The organism is Paraburkholderia sp. LEh10 (assembly GCF_017814945.1).
Classification (GTDB): Bacteria; Pseudomonadota; Gammaproteobacteria; order Burkholderiales; family Burkholderiaceae; genus Paraburkholderia.
This window is the reverse complement of record NZ_JAGIPX010000007.1, coordinates 142,094-161,286: the sequence shown is the minus strand read 5'-3', so window position 1 is coordinate 161,286 and position 19,193 is coordinate 142,094. Positions and strand designations below refer to the sequence as shown.

At 62.8% G+C, this 19,193-nt stretch carries 12 protein-coding genes; 8 read left to right on the top strand and 4 right to left on the bottom strand.

The features are described 5' to 3' along the window. Positions 1 to 17: 17 nt before the first annotated feature. Both J8I87_RS08410 and J8I87_RS08405 read right to left on the bottom strand, forming a co-directional pair. Complete coding sequence (locus tag J8I87_RS08410) at positions 18 to 1,634, bottom strand: peptide ABC transporter substrate-binding protein (protein ID WP_209930977.1); 1,617 nt, start codon at positions 1,632 to 1,634, stop codon at positions 18 to 20. Between the two features lie 208 nt (positions 1,635 to 1,842). Next, complete coding sequence (locus J8I87_RS08405) at positions 1,843 to 2,412, bottom strand: cupin domain-containing protein (protein ID WP_209931038.1); 570 nt, start codon at positions 2,410 to 2,412, stop codon at positions 1,843 to 1,845. Positions 2,413 to 3,191: 779 nt separating this feature from the next. On the opposite strand from J8I87_RS08405, the gene J8I87_RS08400 reads away from it, so the two are divergent. From J8I87_RS08400 to J8I87_RS08370, 7 genes are all read left to right on the top strand, one after another. After that, positions 3,192 to 4,709, top strand: coding sequence for a peptide MFS transporter (locus J8I87_RS08400; RefSeq protein WP_209930976.1), 1,518 nt, complete (start codon positions 3,192 to 3,194; stop codon positions 4,707 to 4,709). A 155-nt stretch (positions 4,710 to 4,864) separates the two neighbouring features. After that, entirely contained in the window at positions 4,865 to 6,334 is a 1,470-nt protein-coding gene (locus J8I87_RS08395) for a PLP-dependent aminotransferase family protein (RefSeq protein ID WP_209930975.1), read from the top strand. A gap of 326 nt (positions 6,335 to 6,660) precedes the next feature. After that, positions 6,661 to 7,113: an HU family DNA-binding protein gene (locus tag J8I87_RS08390; RefSeq protein ID WP_209930974.1), complete on the top strand. Its 453-nt coding sequence runs from the start codon at positions 6,661 to 6,663 to the stop codon at positions 7,111 to 7,113. A 1,228-nt stretch (positions 7,114 to 8,341) separates the two neighbouring features. After that, complete coding sequence (locus J8I87_RS08385; RefSeq protein ID WP_209930973.1) at positions 8,342 to 9,751, top strand: circularly permuted type 2 ATP-grasp protein; 1,410 nt, start codon at positions 8,342 to 8,344, stop codon at positions 9,749 to 9,751. A gap of 147 nt (positions 9,752 to 9,898) precedes the next feature. Further along, positions 9,899 to 10,849, top strand: coding sequence for an alpha-E domain-containing protein (locus J8I87_RS08380; protein ID WP_209930972.1), 951 nt, complete (start codon positions 9,899 to 9,901; stop codon positions 10,847 to 10,849). A 13-nt stretch (positions 10,850 to 10,862) separates the two neighbouring features. Beyond that, entirely contained in the window at positions 10,863 to 11,669 is an 807-nt protein-coding gene (locus J8I87_RS08375; RefSeq protein WP_209930971.1) for a transglutaminase family protein, read from the top strand. A gap of 185 nt (positions 11,670 to 11,854) precedes the next feature. Continuing rightward, positions 11,855 to 12,769, top strand: coding sequence for a proteasome-type protease (locus J8I87_RS08370; protein WP_209930970.1), 915 nt, complete (start codon positions 11,855 to 11,857; stop codon positions 12,767 to 12,769). A 185-nt stretch (positions 12,770 to 12,954) separates the two neighbouring features. Here J8I87_RS08370 and J8I87_RS08365 read toward each other — a convergent pair whose 3' ends face one another. Next, the gene (locus tag J8I87_RS08365; RefSeq protein WP_209930969.1) at positions 12,955 to 14,124 is read right to left on the bottom strand and encodes a porin; all 1,170 of its coding nucleotides are present in this window, start codon (positions 14,122 to 14,124) and stop codon (positions 12,955 to 12,957) included. 395 nt (positions 14,125 to 14,519) lie between these two features. After that, positions 14,520 to 15,845 (bottom strand): YihY/virulence factor BrkB family protein, encoded by a 1,326-nt coding sequence (locus J8I87_RS08360; RefSeq protein ID WP_209930968.1) that lies wholly within the window; start codon positions 15,843 to 15,845, stop codon positions 14,520 to 14,522. 272 nt (positions 15,846 to 16,117) lie between these two features. On the opposite strand from J8I87_RS08360, the gene fdnG reads away from it, so the two are divergent. Then, entirely contained in the window at positions 16,118 to 19,189 is a 3,072-nt protein-coding gene (fdnG, locus tag J8I87_RS08355; protein WP_209930967.1) for a formate dehydrogenase-N subunit alpha, read from the top strand. The last annotated feature ends 4 nt before the right edge of the window (positions 19,190 to 19,193 follow it).

The following is a 19,193-nucleotide window of genomic DNA, read 5'->3' as shown; positions in this document are numbered from 1 at the left end:
GGTGCGGTTCCTGCCGGTTAGTGCTTGAGCACGTACATGTCTTGCGACGCGCGCATGTCGAGATAGTTGGTCGCCGCGTAGCCGCCGACATACGGCTTCACGAGACGCGCGGCCGAGTACTGGAACAGCGGGATCATCGGATAATCGTTCATCGCGAGGTCATGCGCCTGCGTGAGCAGGGTGGTGCGCTGCTTGTCGTTCGTCTGCTGGTTGGCCTGATCGATCAGCGCGTCGACCTTCGGGTTGCAGTAGTGCTGATCGTTCTGCACGCTGCCGCAGCGGATCAGATCGAAGTACGACATCGCGTCGTTGTAGTCGACGAACCAGCCGTCGCGCGACGCCTGCACCTTGCCCTCGTGACGCTGCTTGAGCAGCACCTTGTACTCGACGTTCTCCAGCTTCGCGTTCACGCCGAGCTTGGTGCGCCATTCCGACGTCACGAACAGCGCGACCTTCTTGTGCAGATCGTTCGTGTTATAGGTGAACGTGAAGGTGAGCGGCTTGTCGTTCGAGTAGCCCGCTTCCTTCAGCAGGTTGCGCGCATAGTCGACGCGTTTGGCCATCGGCCACGACGCCCATTCCGGCTTGTAGACGGCTGCGCCTTCCGTGCCCTTCGAGATCAGGCCATACATCGATACTTCGCCATTCGCGGTGAGTTTCGATGTGAGCAGATCGCGATCGACCACCATCGACAGCGCCTGGCGCACGCGCTTGTCCTTGAATGCAGGGTCGTCGTTATTCAGGCTGTAGTAGTAGGTCGCGATCTGCAGGCCCGTCTGCAACTGCGAGCCGAACTGCTTGCCGATCTGGTTGTAGATGCCCGACGGAATCGCGTACGTGTAGTCGAACTGGCCCGCCTGATACATGCGCATCGCCGTTTCGTCGCTTTCGATGGGCAGATACGTGACCTTCGAGATCGCCACCTTCGGCGCGTTCCAATAGTTGCCGTTCTTCGCGACGACGAGCCGGTTGTTCGGCTGCCAGTCGGTGAGCGAGAACGCGCCGTTGCTGACGAAGTTCGCGGGACGCGTCCAGTCGGTGCCGAACTTCGTGACGACGGCTTTGTCGACGGGCGCCATCGTCGCCATTGCCGTGAGCTGCGGGAAGAACGCGGCGGGCACTTCCGTCTTCACTTCGAGCGTGTACGGATCGACGGCCCGCACGCCGAGGCTCGTCACGGGCGACTTGCCAGCGATGATCTCCTTCGCGTTCTTCACGAACTCGACGAGCACCGTGTACTTCGAGCCCGTCTTCGGATCGACGACGCGTTGCCACGAATACACGAAGTCGGCCGCCGTGACGGGCTGTCCGTTGCTCCACTTCGCGTCGTGACGCAGCTTGAAGACCCATGTGTCGGGTGCCGTGCGCGTCCACGATTGCGCGACGCCCGGGACGACCGCGCCCGATGCGTCGATGCGCGTGAGGCCTTCGAACAGATCGAGGCCGATCGTATTGCCCGTCCACGATTCGATGTGCGCGGGATCGAGCGATTCGGTTTCGGCGGGGACCTGGCGCGTCAGTTCCTGGCTGGCGGCGAGCGTCGCGCCGGACGGAATCGTGACGGCCGATGCGTTTTGCTGAAATGCAACGACGAGCGCGGTCAGCGCCGTCGTATAGACGAACGTTGTTTTCATGGTTGGATTCGCAAAAAAAGTCGGGAGAGAAACGAAAGCGGCGCGGACGCCGCTAACGGCTATCCGCGTGGTGAGGACCGGGGTGGTCCTTGTTCGGTGTACGGCATGCAGGATTCCTTACAATTATTATTACAGGCATCCTACAACCGATTCATCGCGCTTCCTCGATGTGCGGAAGCGCTTCCAACCAGGATTGAATGCCTGCCTTCTAAAACAGTCTCGGCGTACCCACCCAGACGACCACCGATTCCTTCCGGGCCGTATTCGCCCAGCTATGCGGCAGCGTCGATTCGTAATGTGCGCTGTCTCCAGCACGCAGCACGAAGGTCTTGCCTTCCAGCGTCAGCGACATTTGCCCTTCGATGACATAGATGAACTCTTCACCGGCATGTGTCGTGACTTCGGAACGCTTTTGCCCGGGTGGCATCCTCACAAGGATGGCTTCCAACTGACGGCCCCCCGACAGATTGGTCATCCGGGCAAACAGATTCGCCGAGTCTGCAAAACCAAAAAACTTCAGTTCGTTTGCGCGACACACCGAACGTTCTTCGCTCGGCGTATCGACGAAGTACTGCACCTTCACGCCCAACGCATTCGCAATTCCCGCCAGCGATGTGATGGATGGAGACGCGAGACCGCGCTCGACCTGCGACAAAAACGGCTTCGAGATGCCCGCTGCCGTCGCTGTTTCGTCGAGCGTGCGCTTCAGTCTTTGCCTCAGCGCGCGAATCTTGCTCCCCAGTTCTAGTGCCGTGTCCTTCTCAAGTGTCGTGACCATAGCAAAACCAAATTTGTCCGTCAAAATTAGTTTGATACAAGCAAATGTTGTTTGATGACGTACTACCCGTCGGGCGTGCAGCCTTGCAGAAGTTGACAACTCATCGGTATGGTCGGCGCCCGTTCTTTCTTTTCGAGAGAGCATGCTATGTTGCCAGATTGCACAGCGTGTCTACAGATTTGCTTCAGATAATCTCAAAAAGCATTGAGACTAACGGCCGGTCGTTGCGCGAATCTTTTTTGCGCGCCTCAGTAAATTCCCGAAGCGACAAGACGCCAGTTGATACGCACAATCGCTGCCTCGTGCGGCTCGGGCTTGCAAGGTCCGGGTCGCCCGCACTTCCGTCTGCAGCGATCCTGTGACGGTCTCCTGATCGGTACGTCCTGACCGGGCTGCCACCGACGAACGAAGGTGAACACGTATGTCGATCTCTTTTGCTGTTTTTCCGCTTCTGTATACACATCGATCCCGCATATTGAGCACGCGAGTCTCCCTGCAGCCGCAGCACGGGTCCGGGCGCGCAATGCTTTATCATTGAGCCTTCGTCACGCGGTTTTTCGCGTTGACGGCCTCCCGCTGAAGTCCTGGTTGTTCCGTTTTCGACGCGGACCGCGCTGTCCGTCGTTCGTATCGCACTGAACCGTCGCCCGATCCGCTCGCATGCATCGGCTACGGCAAGTCATCGACGATCTCCAGTTTTTCCAGCTTCGCCACGTGGCATTGCGTCGGCTCGACGCGTGCGTGCGCGGCTGCTATCGCATCATCAATAAGAGGAACGCATGAACTCACCCGTATCCCAGACCCGGTCGTTTTCGACCGTCTTTCTCATCGAGATGTGGGAACGCTTCGGTTACTACGGCATGGCCGCGCTGCTCGTGCTGTTCATGATCGACAGGCTCGGTTTCGACGACAGCCACGCGACGCTCACGTGGGGCGCGTTCGCGGCGCTCGTCTATGCGTCGCCTTCGATCGGCGGCTGGATCGGCGACAAGATTCTCGGCGCGCGCCGCTCGATGATCTTCGGCGCGCTCGTGCTTGCGGCGGGTTATCTGATGCTCGCGCTGCCGAACGACAGCCTCGAATTCATGTATGCGTCGCTGGGCGTGATCGTGGTCGGCAACGGACTGTTCAAGTCGAATGCCGCGAATCTGGTGCGCCGCATCTATGAAGGCGACGACGCGCGCATCGACAGCGCGTTCACGATCTACTACATGGCGGTGAATATCGGCTCGACGGTGTCGATGCTCGCGACGCCGTGGATCAAGGATCACTGGGGCTGGCACACGGCATTTGCCGTCTGCTGCGTCGGCATGCTGATCGGCGTGATAAATTACTTCCTGATGTTCCGCACGCTGTCGCACATCGGCTCGGCGCCGGATGCCGAACCCATCCGCTGGAAGCGCGTGCTGGCTGTCGCGGCGGGCGGCGTCGCGCTCGGCACGGCGACGATGTTCGTGCTGCAGCACAAGGCGATTGCGGTGGCGTGCGTGTACACGGCGGGCGTCGCGATTCTCGCGATCTTCGCGTACATGTTGATCAAGTGTGAGCGCTCTGAGCGTTCGGGCCTGCTCGCGGCACTGATCCTGACGCTGCAGGTGATCCTGTTCTTCGTGTTCTATCAGCAGATGTCGACGTCGCTGACGCTCTTCGCGTTGCGCAATGTCGATCCGACGTTCTCGCTGTTCGGCGCGCATCTGTTCACGTGGAGCGCCGCGCAGTTCCAGGCGCTGAACCCGATCTGGATCATGCTGCTGAGCCCGATTCTCGCGACGCTGTATACGAGGCTCGCGAAAAACGGCAAGGACGTGCCCGTCGCGGCGAAGTATGCGTTCGGTTTTGCCGTGGTCGCGGCAGGCTTCTTCGTTTACGCATGGAGCGGCAGCTTCGCGGTGAACGGCCGCGTGTCGTCGTGGTTCATGGTCGGCGGCTACGGTTTGTACTCGCTGGGCGAACTGCTGGTGAGCGGCCTCGGCCTCGCGATGATCGCGCGCTACGTCCCCGCCCGCATGAGCGGCTTCATGATGGGCGCGTACTTCGTCGCGACGGGCGTCTCGCAGTATCTGGGGAGCGTCGTCGCGAATCTGGCGAAGATGCCCGCCGGCGATCTCGATCCGATGACTTCGCTGCCGCTGTATACGAAGCTCTTCGCGGAGCTCGGCTGGCTCGCGGCGTTCGGCGCGATCGTGGCGATCCTGCTGCTGCCGTTGATGGGGCGTTTGTCGCGGGCGCATCATCGCAGCGCGGAAGAAGCGCGGGAGAACTCGCGCAAGCTTGAAGTGGTGGCGTCGGCGCAATAAGGCCGTTGCCCCGTCGGGCATTCGATGGATATCAAAGGCGTGCTGGATGGCACGCCTTTTTACGTTTACGGCGCTGTGACGCGCAGCTTCGATCGCTGGGACAGATGACGCCAAGGTAAGCTTGCACACGACATCACAGCAGGCAACCGGCTCACATGGACATCCACATCGCCGTCGAAGGCCGCCACGACCTGGCCGGACAGATCTATCGGCAGTTGAGAGCGGGCATTGTCGAGGGGCGTCTTGCGGGCGGCACGCAATTGCCGTCGACGCGCGACCTCGCGACGCAACTCGGCGTCTCGCGCAAGACGACGCTCGACGTGTTCGAGCGCCTACTCGCCGAAGGCTTCCTGCATGCGCGTGCGGGTTCGGGCACGTTCGTCTCCGAAGGGCTGCAGCGCTTGCCCGCCGATCGTCCGGCGCATGCTCGCGCCGCTCAAGACGCGAGCACGTCCGCACGATCCGGCGCCCGCGCGCAGCCCGTATGGCATGCCGTTCCCGACCTGCTCGGTCCGCAGCCGACGCCGGGCACCCCGTTCGACTTCGTCGGCGGCATCACCGACAAGTCGCATTTCCCCTTCGATGTCTGGCGCCGCTGCGTGAATCACGCGCTGCGTGTCCAGGCGCGCGGGCGCGGCACCTATCGCGATGCCGCTGGCGAGCAGGAGCTGCGTCTTGCGATTTCGCGCTATCTCGCGTTTAGCCGCGCGATCGCGAGCAACTGGGAAGACGTGATCGTCACGCAGGGCGCGCAGCACGCGCTCGATCTGATTGCACGCGTGACGCTGCGGCCCGGTGACGTGGCCGTCGTCGAAGATCCGGGCTATCCGCCAGCCCGCGCTTGCCTGACGGCCACGGGCGCGAAGGTCGTGCCCGTGGCCGTCGATGCCGAAGGCCTTGTCGTCGGCAAGCTGCCGAAGAACGCGCGGCTCGTCTACGTGACACCTTCGCATCAGTTCCCGCTCGGCATGCCGATGAGTCTTGCGCGGCGCGTCGAGTTGCTCGAATGGGCGCAGGAGCGCGACGCCGTCATCATCGAAGATGACTACGATTGCGAATACCGCTTCGAGGGCCGGCCAATGGAGCCGCTGAAGAGCCTAGACCGCGCGGGACTCGTCGCCTACGTGGGAACGTTTTCGAAGACCCTTTTTCCCGAGTTGCGCGTCGGCTACGTGGTGCCGCCCGCGGCGCTGTTCGACACGCTGCGCAAGGCCAGACAGATCGGAGACTGGCATGGCTGCTCGCTGACGCAGACGGCGCTTGCCCGCTTCATGCTGAACGGCGACTTCGCGCGGCACGTGAAGCGCATGCACAAGCTTTACGCCGCGCGCCGTGCATGTCTGCTCGCGCATCTGCACGGCGATCTCGCGCGCTGGTTTGAGCCGATCGTGCCGGCAGCGGGCATCCATCTCGCCGCGCTGCTCAAGGCGCCGCTGACGGAAGCCGCCGTGATCGACGCGGCGCGAGAAGAAGCGATTGCGCTGCACGGTCTCGCGCCTTTTCATGTGCGCGCGAGGCCGCAAACGGGGCTCGTATTCGGCTACGGCGGCATCGAGGCGGAGCTGATCGACGCGGCGCTGACGAAACTCGCGAAGCTGCTGCCGCGTGTCGAATCAAGGACTTGAGCGCGCCTGCGAGCGCGCGAGTGCATCATCCGTAGGGCGCTCCCGACGCTTCGACGCATGACTTCTGATCGACACGAGTGCAAACACTCGTGCGATTCAAACGAGGTTTCGCGCTGGACAGGTGTGCCGAAATCGCCTGGTCATCGTGTTTACCCCTTAAAAACAGGCGCGAAATGCGTGGGTTAGTCAGCGCCACGCAACACACCGTAACCGTTACACACAAAAGATTCGCTCAGAACGCAAAAGCGCTTGTAGAATCCGGCCTTGAAGCATGCGCATATCGCGCGCGCTTCTCGCATTTAACGACCCTAAGAGGTAGGAGAAATATGGCGACTTCCGCAAAAAAGGTAGCCAAGAAGGCTGCTACGGTACCGACGAAGAAGGTTGCTGCTAAGAAAGCTGCTGCTCCCGCAAAGAAAGTCACGGCTAAGAAGGTCGCCGTGAAGGCGTCCGGCGTTCCCTCGCCGATCAAGGACACCTTCACGAAGGCCTCGCTGGCTGCACACGTTGCGGAGCGTGCGGGCGTCGAGCCCAAGTCGGCGAAGGCAGTTCTGGCTGCACTCGAAGACACGATCCTCGGTTCGGTCCACAAGAAGGGCGCTGGCGAATTCACGCTGTCGGGTCTTCTGAAGATCGTCGTTCAGGCCGTTCCGGCGAAGAAGAAGCGCTTCGGCAAGGACCCGTTCACGGGTGAAGAGCGCTGGTTCCCGGCCAAGCCGGCAAGCGTGCGTGTGAAGGCACGTGCGTTGAAGAAGCTGAAGGACGCAGCAGCAGCGTAATCGATGCGCTCCTGACGGCGGCACGAGCCGCCGTTGTTGGATATCGCGGTCCCCACATGCGCAAGTGTGTGGGGACTTTGTTTTTGTGTCTGCGACGCTGTTTGGTTTGGTATGGCCGTCGCGGGTATTCGCGAGGCGGTTCGCCTTTGCCCCTTGCGTGGGCGTTCGCGATAGGGTTCGCCTTTGCCCTGCGCTGGCATCCGCGATGCGGTTCGTTTCGCCGCTATCGCTGGCATCCGCGATGCGCCTCGCGGCGCGAGCGTTGCCCCTGTGCGGGGCGGCACTTACTTTCTTTGCCGCGGCAAAGAAAGTAAGCAAAGAAAGCCGCTCACCCCGTCAATGCTTGACGTTTACCCACGGGCTCTTGGCGTCCCCGCACTTCACATGGCAGCGTGCTGACTTTGCTCGTTGCCAACGCGCTATCTGAACGCCTCACCCGCTTCACGCGCTCGCACAACTGCTAACCGTCCTGATGTTTCACTGCCCTTGTGCGGCAAACCTATGTTGGTTGTCGCGCCTCACAGGGCTGCGCCCTAACTATGAAGACGCATCGCGCAGCGAAGGTGTTCTGATGGCGCGAAGGCCTACATAGGTTTGCCGCATGCGGGGCACGGGATAATCGAGGGGCGTGGTTTGCACGCGGGTGCATGAAGCGGGTGCGGCGCCGGTCAGTGCGCAGGCAACGGGCGTGGGCGAGCACACTGCCGCGATAAACATGGGGACGTTGGGAGCCCGTGGCTAACGGTCAAGGTTTGGCGGTGTGAGCGGCTTTCTTTGCCTACTTTCTTTGCCGCGGCAAAGAAAGTAGGTGCCGCCCCGCACAGGGGCGACGCCCGCGCCGCGAGGCGCATCGCGGATGCCAGCGATAGCGGCGAAACGAACCGCATCGCGGATGCCCGCGCAAGGGCAAAGCGAACCGCATCGCGGATGCCAGAGCGAACACCCCGCAACGCAACACAGCGAACAAAACCTGTCGCAGACCGCAAACCCAATTCCCAAACTCGGCACACACCGAACCATGTGCGCACGGATACGCACAGAAGTAGCGCATCGGACGTCGCCGCGCTACGATGGCAGCGGGTTGCTTGCCAGTCCGTGTGCGCTATTCATGTGCATCCGCTCCCGCGTCGCGCATGAAACCCCGATGGCATAACGCTTGCTTGATCGTGGTTGAAACCGAATGCGCAGCGCATTCGCCTTCTATCCGACAAAAAGAGTGGGGCGTGACATGCGATGCTATGACGAGATGCGTCAATTCGATGACGCCGTGCGGCCGCACTATCAGCGGTTCGAACGCTGGCTCGTGCAGCAGGGCACCGAAGCAATCGCGCGTAAGCGGGCGGAAGCCGATCTTCTGTTTCGCCGCGTCGGCATCACGTTCGCGGTCAATGGCGATCTGTCCGGCACGGAGCGTCTCATCCCGTTCGATCTGATTCCGCGCATCATCCCGCGCAACGAATGGCAGACGCTCGAAGCAGGTCTGCGGCAGCGCGTCCAGGCGCTCAACCTCTTCATCCACGATGTCTATCACGATCGCAGCATCGTGCGCGAAGGCATCGTTCCCGCCGATCAGGTCTATACCAACGCGCAGTACCGCCCCGAGATGCAGGGCGTCGATGTGCCGCTGTGCGTCTATGCGCACATCGCGGGCGTCGATGTCGTGCGCGCCGGCGAGAACGGCGAGTTCTACGTGCTGGAAGACAACCTGCGCGTGCCGTCGGGCGTGTCGTACATGCTCGAGAACCGCAAGATGATGATGCGGCTCTTCCCCGAGCTTTTCGTGCAGAACCGCATCGCGCCCGTTGCGCACTATCCGGATCTGCTGCTCGACACGCTGCGCTCGGTCGCGCCCGAAGGCGTCGACGATCCCGTCGTCGTCGTGCTGACGCCGGGCATGTACAACTCCGCTTACTTCGAACATTCGTTCCTCGCGCAGCAGATGGGCGTCGAACTGGTGGAAGGCAAGGATCTCTTCGTCGACGACAACTACGTGTTCATGCGCACGACGCAAGGTCCACGGCGCGTGGATGTGATCTATCGGCGCGTCGACGACGACTTTCTCGATCCCCTCGCGTTTCGACCGGACTCCGCGCTCGGCGTGCCGGGCCTTCTGACCGCGTATCGCGCGGGCCGCGTCGCGCTCGCCAACGCAATGGGCACGGGCATCGCCGACGACAAGTCGATCTATCCGTACGTGCCCGACATGATCGAGTTCTATCTGGGCGAAAAGCCTATCCTGAACAACGTGCCGACCTACCAATGCCGCAAGCCGGACGACCTCGCCTATACGCTCGCGAATCTGCCCGAGCTCGTCGTCAAGGAAGTGCACGGCGCGGGCGGCTACGGGATGCTGGTCGGGCCAGCGTCGACGTCGGCGGAGATCGAGGCGTTTCGCCGGCGGCTGATCGAAAAGCCCGCCGGCTATATCGCGCAGCCGACGCTCGCGCTGTCCGCCTGTCCGACCTTCGTCGAAGCGGGTATTGCGCCGCGTCATATCGATCTGCGTCCGTTCGTGCTGTCGGGCAAGACGGTGACGATGTGCGCGGGCGGTCTCACGCGTGTCGCGTTGCAGGAGGGCTCGCTGGTCGTCAACTCGTCGCAGGGCGGCGGCACGAAAGATACCTGGATGGTCGACTGACTGGCAGCGTTCGACCGATGTTCTGAATGGCCGGCATCCGCGATTCTCTTCGAGTTTCCGTGGAGGCCGGCGTAAAAAACGGGCAACCCGGCGCGTCTGCCGTCACGCGTTGACGACAGGCGCGCCCAATCAATACGGAAAGCCGACATGCTGAGCCGCACCGCCGATCATCTGTTCTGGATGGCCCGTTACATGGAGCGCGCGGAGAATACCGCGCGCATGCTCGACATCAACCTGAAGGCGCAACTGCTGCCGCAGACGACCGAGCAGGAGGAACGCGCGCAGCGTTCGGTGCTGCGCATCTCCGAACTGGAGGACGCGTTCGCGCAGCGCTACGACGAGCCGACGCGCGAAAACGTGCTCGACTTCATGATCGCCGATTCCTCGAACCCGTCGAGCATTCAGGCGTGCCTGCAGGCGGCGCGTGAAAACGCGCGCGCGGTGCGCGGCACGCTGACGACGGAATGGTGGGAAACGATCAACGACACGTGGCTCGAATTCAACGAGCGCACGGCACACGGCCAGGTTGCGAGCAATCCGGCTGCGCTCTTTGAATGGGTGAAGTTCCGCTCGCATCTGTCGCGCGGCGTGACACTCGGCACGGCGCTGCAGGACGACGCGTTCTTCTTCACGCAGCTCGGCACTTTCCTCGAACGCGCGGACAACACGGCGCGCATTCTCGACGTGCGCTTCACCGACGCCGAGCCGAACTCGCGCGAGGCCGCCCGCCAGCTTGAAGACTTCTATTACTGGACGTCGATCCTCAGTTCGGTGTCGGCACTGGAGATCTACCGCAAGGTGTATCGCGATGTCGTGACGCCTGCGCGCGTGGTCGAGCTGATGATCCTGAACTCGCAGATGCCGCGCTCGCTGCTCGCATCGCTCGACGGCGTCTGCGAAAACCTCGCGATGCTGCGCACGCAGGGCTCGAACCAGTGCGAGCGCTTTGCCGGCAAGCTGCGCGCCGAACTGGTCTACGCGGACATCCGCCAGATCTTCGAAGCCGGCCTGCACGCGTGGCTCACGCAGTTCCTTGCCCGCGTGTTCGAACTCGGCCACATGGTCGCGCGCACCTATCTGATGCTGCCTGTTGCATGACGGAGTGCCATCAATGTTTCTCTCGATCCGCCACGATACGTCCTATCACTACGAATCGACCGTCCACTATTCGATCCAGCAATTACGTCTGACGCCGTCGAGCGGGGCTTCCCAGGCCGTGCGGCGCTGGACGCTCGATGCGCCCGGCAAGCTCGACTCGACGTTCGACGCCTATGGCAACGTGCTGCACACGCTCGTGCTCAACAAGCCGCACGACGAGATACGCGTGCACGTAGCAGGCGAAATCGACACGTTTCCGCTCGTCGACGGCAGGCTCGGCGACGATGCGGGCGCGATCCCGCTCGAACATTTCACGTGCGCGACGCGCCTGACCGACTGCGATCCCGCGATCCGCGAACTGGCCGCGGCGGTGGCTTCCCTCGACAAGCCCGCGGCGCTGATTGCGCTCGCCGAGAAGATCATCGCGCGCGTGCAGTTCGAGACGGGCGCGACGGGCGTGACGAGCACCGCGTCGCAGGCGCTCGCGCTCGGCAAGGGCGTGTGCCAGGACCACGCGCATCTGATGCTCGCGTGCTGCCGCGCGCGCAACATTCCGGCGCGCTACGTGAGCGGCTATATCGAACCCGGCGACGTCACGCACGCGGCCAGTCACGCGTGGGTCGATGTATGGCTCACGGGCATCGGCTGGGTTTCCGTCGACGTCACGCATGCGGCGTTCGCGAGCGAGATGTATTGCCGCCTCGCGGCGGCGCGCGACTACGAGGCGGCTGCGCCCGTGCGCGGGCGGCGCATCGGCGGGCTGGAGGAGACGCTCGACGTATCCGTCGCCGTGAAGGCGCAGGAGCAATCGTCGCAGTAAGCGCGGCCGGTCTGCCTGATTTTGCTTCGATCCGTTCGCCGCATCGCCCGCGCCGCGCCACCTGACGTTGGCTGCAGCGCGCAAGGCGCGCGCATTACAATGGCAGCGTCCCGCGGCGCGCCGCGGCCCGTGCCTCTTTGCGGCTCGCCCGTGGTCCGTTTGCGGCAGCCGTGTGGATTCCTGTCATGACCTACTGTGTGGCGATGTGCGTCGACGAGGGGCTGGTGTTCCTGTCGGATACGCGGACCAATGCCGGCGTCGATCACATCAGCACCGCGCGCAAGATGTCGGTGTTCGAAGAGCCGGGCGAGCGCATGCTGGTGTTGCTCAGCGCGGGCAACCTGTCGCTCACGCAGGCCGTGTTGCACGAACTGTCGGAGCCGTCCGAGCCGTCGCGGCCGACGCTATGGACCGTGTCGACGATGGCCGATGCCGCGCGCGTCGTCGGTCAGGCAGTGCGCGACGTGCATCAGCGCGAAGCGAACGCGTTGCAGGAATTCGGCGTCGACTTCAATTGCAGCTTCATTCTCGGCGGCCAGATTCGCGACAGCGGGGAAGGCGTCGCGCAGCCGCGCCCGCGGCTGTTCATGATCTACGCGGCGGGCAACTTCATCGAATCGTCGCGCGTGAATCCGTACTTCCAGATCGGCGAGTCGAAATACGGCAAGCCGATCATCGACCGCGTGCTCGTGCCATCCACGCCGCTCGATGAAGCCGCCAAATGCGCGCTGATCTCGATGGATTCCACATTGCGCTCGAACCTCTCCGTCGGGCTGCCACTCGATCTGCTCGTCTACGAAAAGGACGCGCTGCGCGTGACGCGTTTCGTGTCGATCGATCAGGACAACGCGTACTACCAGATGATCCACCGCACATGGGGCGAGCGGTTGCGGCAGGTGTTCAGCGAGATTCCCGAGCCCGACTGGCAGAGCGCGGGTGAAGTGCCGCAGAACGGCCATATCGGCGAGATGGTGCTGTACCGGCCGCCGGGCGCGTTGCACGGCGCATTGCGCGCGGACGCCGACCGTATAGCCGCAGGCGCCGACGTGCGGCCCGCGCAGACTTTGGCGCAGGCCGACAAGCCCAAAGTACGCGGCTGAATCGGCGCGCGTTTCGCTTCTGCTTCGAACGAGGGCGCGCCCACGGCGCGCGCGAATACGGATGGCGCGCGCATGCATGCCGTCTTTGTACCCGCGCCAATGAAAAAAGCCAGCCTTCGGCTTGCGCCTCCGGCTGGCTTCAGGGTGCGGCCCGACGTCTCGGGGCCGTACGTCATATTGTTCTATTAGAACTTATGACGGATACCCAGGCTGACGATTTCCTGGTGGTCCTTACCTGCCTGGTAGCCATACGAACCAACCGATGCGCCTGCATCGACGAGTCCGCCCGTCGCTGCATCGCGCTGCGTGCCGCTTGCGTGCTGGTAAGCGCCGAGCAGGTACAGGTCGGTGCGCTTCGACAGGTTGTAGTCGGCGCCCAGCGAAACCTGGTGGTAGTTCGCCGACGTGTCGCCTGCGCCGTGCGTGTAGGTGTAGCCCAGACCGACCAGCATTGCCGGCGTGACCTGGTAGCCAGCGAACGCGCCAGCAACCTGGAACTTCTCTTGCGCAGCGAAGCTCGAGAATGCGTCCGGCTTGTATTGCGCGAAGCTGTAACGGATGTTGAACGTGAACGGACCCGTCACGAACTGACCAGCTGCCGACGTGATGTCGATCTGCTTCGCCGATGCGTACGCGCCGTTGATGTTCGAGCCGTCAAACGTGCCGCCCGAGGTCACGCCCGTGCCCCAGCCACCTGCGCGGCCAGCGACCGTGTTGGCGTTTTCCATGCGGAAGTAGCCGGCTGCAACGCTGAACGGGCCACCGCTCCACGTGGCCGCGCCTGCCCACGACTGACCTGCGCCCGTTGCGCCAGCGACGCCGCCCAGAGCGTACATGCCCTCGAACTGGAAGCCGCTGAACACCGGCGACACGTATTTGATGGCGTTGCTCGTACGCGAGCTGTTGTCGTTGTTGTCAACGTCGCCCGGCGTCGTGAACGTGCTGCCGAAGAAGTTGTCAGCCGTCAGCGGCTGGACAAGGTCGACGAGCGGGTCATACTGGCGACCCATCGTGAACGTGCCGTATGCGTCATGCGTCACACCGACGTATGCCTGACGGCCGAACAGGCGGCCGCCCTGGCTCATCCTGCCGTTGTTCACATCGAAGCCGCTTTCCAGCTGGAAGATCGCCTTCAGGCCGCCGCCAAGGTCTTCCGTGCCCTTCAGGCCCCAGCGGTCACCTTGGATGTTCCCTGCGAACGTCTGGATCAGGTGGTCGTTCGCCGTATTCGCGTTGTGCACGTACTGGATCGATTCATCGATCAAGCCATAGAGCGTCACGCTGCTTTGTGCATGTGCTGCGCCTGCAGCGCCGAGCAGTGCCAGCGAGAGGGTCGACAGTGCGATTCGTTTCATCCATTTCTCCACGCAGATGATTGGTTTCGTTGTTGCGAATCGGAGAATAGCGCAGTGTCACTTGGTGTAAGAACTGAAAAAAATTAAGGTGTATCGAAAATGTGACAACCCTTTCGCCGCCTTATCGCGCAAGCATGTCAATAATTGTTGCTAGTTCAGCAATATTGAATGTTTGACTAAGCATTATTGTTGTTTTTATGACAGTGATCGACCGGATCGGTAGGAATTACACGCCATATGGAAGGCAAATAGTAATGTAGTTGTCTAGTCAAATCGGAAAAATTCGGCATCTATATAGGAAAGGCATTAAGACCGCCTGCGCAAATAAGCGGCGCGCCCGGTAGACAGACGCGCGTAGTTGTGATCGCTTTGGTGCATGCCGTTGAAGCAGACGCTTAATGGCCGTCATCGGAGGCGGGCGGCGTTGCCGCATCGTTCGGGCCGTTGCGGCGTCCCGCCAGCGCCGCGACGGCCATCGCCGTGCCCGCCGCGATCAGCATCGAGCCCCACGGATGCTTGCGGACATAGCGGTCCGCGGCAACCGCCTTGCGCGTTGCTTGGACCAGCGTGCGGGCGGCGGCGCGCGTCGCCTGCGTTTCCGCGTCGACGACGGACTTTCCGATCGCCACCGCCTTGCTGATTCCGGCGTCGTGTCGGGCAGCGAGCCGCGCCGCAACCGTCGGGCGCGGTCGCTGGAGCGGCGCGCCAGTCTTGTCGAGGGGCGCTGGCGGCATGCCCCGCAACGAACCGCGCGCCGCATTGGCCGCCACCGTCGATGCCGCCAGCACGGACGCCAGCATCGCGCGGCTGCCGGGCGGCGTGGCGGGCGCGAAGCCCCATGCGCCGCGCGGATCGTGCAGGCGCCCGCGCGCGGCGGCGAACTCGGCGCCGAGCAGCAGCACGACCGCCGAGAAGTACAGCCACATCAGCAGCACCGCAAGCGAGCCCGCCGCGCCGAACGAGTTCGCCATGCCGGCATGCGCGAGGTAGAGCGCGAAGAGTTTCTTGCCCGCCGAAAACAGCGCGGCCGCCGCCGTGCCGCCGACCAGCGCATCGCGCCAGCGCACGGGCGCGTCCGGCAGAAACTTGAGCAGCGCGGCGAAGGCGAAGGCGAGCACCAGCCAGCCGACAGCCAACTGCAGCAGATTGCCGATCACCACATAAGGCGAGTCGCCCCAGATCCAGTTGCCGATGAAGATGATCGCCGTATCGAGCACGAGCGAGACGATCAGCAGAAACGCGACGCCGAGCACGAGGCCGAAAGAGATCAGGCGGACGCGCACCAGCGCGATCACGCTGGAGGTGCGCGGCGTGAGCGTCGGCCATACGATATTGAGCGCGCTGTTCAGCGACGAGAACGTCGCCGATGCGCCAATGGCCAGCGCGACGAACGAAATGATCGCCGCGACGCCGCCGGCGCTGCCGCTGCGATGCGCGTTCTGCACGATCGTCGTGACGGCGGCGGCGGCATCGTTGCCGAGCACGCTATGCACCTGCCTGAAGAGTTCGCCGCGCGCGGCTTCGGCGCCGAAGAACCAGCCCGAGATCGCGATCACCATCACGAGCGTCGGCGCGAGCGAGAACGCCGCATAGAACGCGATGCTCGCCGCCATCGCGGGGCAGCGGTTGTCGGAAAATTGCCGCAGCGCGCCGACAGCCCACGACGCCTGCTTTTTCGCAACCGATTGCAACTTCTCGGTGGAGAGTGAATCGAGTTCCATGGCGGTCTTCTCGGCGAGGATGTGACACGGCAGACGGCAAATGCATCTTCTCACGGATTCATCGCGCGTCGCGGCGCGCAAGGACATTCGCGAGATGCCCAATCGTATGACGCAAGCGTCATGCCCATCTTTCCATGTGGATACGACAAACCGCGAGTCAGCCAGGCCGCCGGGCACGCGGCGTGCGGAGCTGGTGCTCTGTTCTGCTTACGAACGGCGAGAAACGACTTATACTTTTTCTCACTTCCCCACAAATAGAACGAGAGGCGATCATGTTGCAAATGTCCCGCCGTCAGTTCCTGAAGGTGACGGCGAGCACGCTGGCCGGATCGAGCCTGGCCCTGATGGGCTTCTCGCCGGAACCCGCGCTCGCCGAGGTCCGACAGTACAAACTGGCTCGTACTACCGAAACGCGCAACACGTGTCCCTATTGCTCCGTCGGCTGCGGCATCCTGATGTACGGCTTGGGCGACGGTGCGAAGAACGCGACTTCCAGCATCATTCACATTGAAGGCGACCCCGATCACCCGGTCAATCGCGGTACGTTGTGCCCGAAGGGTGCGAGCCTGATCGACTTCATCCATAGTCCGAGCCGCCTGAAATATCCCGAGTATCGCGCTGCCGGTTCAGATCACTGGGAACGCATTTCGTGGAATGACGCGCTCGACCGCATCGCGAAGCTGATGAAGGAAGACCGCGACGCGAATTTCGTCGAGAGCACGCCCGACGGCAAGAAGGTCAACCGCTGGCTGACCACGGGCATGCTTGCGGCGTCGGCGGGCAGCAACGAGGTCGGCTATCTGACGCACAAGACCGTGCGCAGCATGGGGATGCTCGCGTTCGACAACCAGGCTCGTGTCTGACATGGCCCGACGGTGGCAGGTCTTGCCCCGACGTTTGGCCGTGGAGCGATGACGAACCATTGGGTCGACATCAAGAACGCGGACGTGATTCTCGTGATGGGCGGCAATGCGGCCGAGGCGCACCCGTGCGGTTTCAAATGGGTGACGGAGGCGAAGGCGCATAACAAGGCGAAGCTGATGGTCGTCGATCCGCGCTTCACGCGCACGGCGTCCGTCGCGGATTTCTACGCGCCGATCCGCACGGGAACGGACATCGCGTTTCTCGGCGGCGTGATCAACTATCTGCTGACGAACGACAAGATCCAGCACGACTACGTGAAGAACTACACGGACTTCCCGTTCATCGTCCGTGAAGACTTTGCGTTCAACGACGGCATCTATTCCGGGTATGACGCGAAGGCGCGTAAGTACACGGACAAGTCGACGTGGGACTACGAGCGCGGCGACGACGGCTTCGTGAAGGTCGACATGTCGCTGCAGAATCCGCGCTGCGTGTACAACCTGCTCAAGCAGCATTATTCGCGCTATACGCCGGAAATGGTCGAAAAGACCTGCGGCACGCCGAAGGACAAGTTCCTGCACGTCTGCGAGACGCTCGCAACGACGGCGACGCCCGATCGCGCGGGCACCATCCTGTACGCGCTCGGCTGGACGCATCATTCGATCGGCGCGCAGATGATCCGCACGGGCGCGATGGTGCAACTGCTGCTCGGCAATATAGGCATCGCGGGCGGCGGGATGAACGCGTTGCGCGGCCATTCGAACATCCAGGGACTGACGGACCTGGGCCTCATGTCGAATCTGCTGACGGGCTACATGACGCTGCCGAACGAGCCCGAGCAGGACTACGAGGGCTACATCCAGAAGCGCGCCGCCCAGCCGCTGCGGCCGAACCAGCTGAGCTACTGGAAGAACTACCGCGCGTTCTACGTCAGCATGATGAAGTCGTGGTGGGGCGATGCGGCGAAAGCCGACAACAACTGGGGCTACGACTATCTGCCGAAGCTCGACAAGCCGTACGACCTGCTGCAGGCCATCGAGCTGATGAATCAAGGCAAGATGAACGGCTATATCTGCCAGGGCTTCAATCCGCTCGCAGCGGCGCCGAACAAGGGCAAGACAGCCGTGAGCCTCGCGAAGCTGAAATGGCTCGTCATCATGGACCCGCTCGCGACAGAAACCTCCGAGTTCTGGAAGAACCACGGCGAGTACAACGATGTCGATTCGTCGAAAATCCAGACCGAGGTGTTCCGCCTGCCGACCACCTGCTTCGCCGAAGAGCGCGGCTCGCTCGTGAGTTCGAGCCGCGTGCTGCAGTGGCACTGGCAGGGCGCCGAAGGGCCGGGCGAAGCGCGCAGCGACCTGGAGATCATGTCGGGCATCTTCCTGCGCATGCGCAAGGCGTACAAGGAGCAAGGCGGCAAGTATCCCGATCCGATCGTGAACCTGAGCTGGCCGTACGCGCATCCCGACAGCCCGACGCCCGAAGAGATCGCGATGGAATACAGCGGCCGCGCGCTGGCGGATCTGCCCGATCCGAAGGACCCAGCGAAGGTGCTGGTCAAGAAGGGCGACCAGCTCGCAGGCTTCGCGCAACTGAAGGACGACGGCACGACGGCGAGCGGCTGCTGGATCTTCTGCGGTGCGTGGACCCAGGCGGGCAACCAGATGGGCCGGCGCGACAACAGTGATCCGACGGGCATCGGCCAGACGCTCGGCTGGGCATGGGCGTGGCCCGCAAACCGGCGGGTGCTGTACAACCGGGCATCGTGCGATCTGAACGGCAAGCCGTTCGACGCGAAGCGCAAGCTGATCGCGTGGAATGGCGCGAGCTGGAGCGGCATCGACGTGCCCGATTTCAAGGTCGACGAGCCGCCTGAGAACGGCATGGGCCCGTTCATCATGAACCCGGAGGGGGTCGCGCGTTTCTTCGCCCGCGACGGGATGAACGAAGGTCCGTTCCCCGAGCACTACGAGCCGTTCGAGACGCCGCTCGGCTACAACACGTTCCATCCGAACAATCCGCAAGCGACCAGCAACCCGGCCGCGCGCGTATTTCCGGATGATCGCAAGGCGTTCGGCAAATCACCGGATTTCCCGCATACGGCGACCACCTATCGTCTGACGGAACACTTCCACTTCTGGACCAAGCATGCGCGCCTGAATGCGATCATCCAGCCGCAGCAGTTCGTCGAGATCGGCGAAGACCTCGCGAAACAGATCGGCGTGGTGGCGGGCGATCGCGTGAAAGTGTCGAGCAATCGCGGGTTCATCGTCGCCGTGGCCGTCGTGACGAAACGGATCAAGCCGCTGATGATCGACGGGAAGAAGGTGCAGACCGTCGGCATTCCGCTGCACTGGGGCTTCACGGGGCTCACGAAGCCGGGCTTCATCACCAACACGTTGACGCCCGTCGTGGCCGATGCGAATTCGCAGACACCGGAATTCAAGTCGTTCCTCGTGAAGGTCGAAAAGGCATAGGGAG

Bases quoted from the DNA above. Each gene is read 5' to 3' on its own strand.
- J8I87_RS08410 (WP_209930977.1), bottom strand. From the start codon at position 1,634: ATGAAAACAACGTTCGTCTATACGACGGCGCTGACCGCGCTCGTCGTT.
- J8I87_RS08360 (WP_209930968.1), bottom strand. From the start codon at position 15,845: ATGGAACTCGATTCACTCTCCACCGAGAAGTTGCAATCGGTTGCGAAA.
- J8I87_RS08365 (WP_209930969.1), bottom strand. From the start codon at position 14,124: ATGAAACGAATCGCACTGTCGACCCTCTCGCTGGCACTGCTCGGCGCT.
- J8I87_RS08405 (WP_209931038.1), bottom strand. From the start codon at position 2,412: ATGGTCACGACACTTGAGAAGGACACGGCACTAGAACTGGGGAGCAAG.
- J8I87_RS08400 (WP_209930976.1), top strand. From the start codon at position 3,192: ATGAACTCACCCGTATCCCAGACCCGGTCGTTTTCGACCGTCTTTCTC.
- J8I87_RS08375 (WP_209930971.1), top strand. From the start codon at position 10,863: ATGTTTCTCTCGATCCGCCACGATACGTCCTATCACTACGAATCGACC.
- J8I87_RS08395 (WP_209930975.1), top strand. From the start codon at position 4,865: ATGGACATCCACATCGCCGTCGAAGGCCGCCACGACCTGGCCGGACAG.
- J8I87_RS08390 (WP_209930974.1), top strand. From the start codon at position 6,661: ATGGCGACTTCCGCAAAAAAGGTAGCCAAGAAGGCTGCTACGGTACCG.
- J8I87_RS08385 (WP_209930973.1), top strand. From the start codon at position 8,342: ATGCGATGCTATGACGAGATGCGTCAATTCGATGACGCCGTGCGGCCG.
- J8I87_RS08370 (WP_209930970.1), top strand. From the start codon at position 11,855: ATGACCTACTGTGTGGCGATGTGCGTCGACGAGGGGCTGGTGTTCCTG.
- J8I87_RS08380 (WP_209930972.1), top strand. From the start codon at position 9,899: ATGCTGAGCCGCACCGCCGATCATCTGTTCTGGATGGCCCGTTACATG.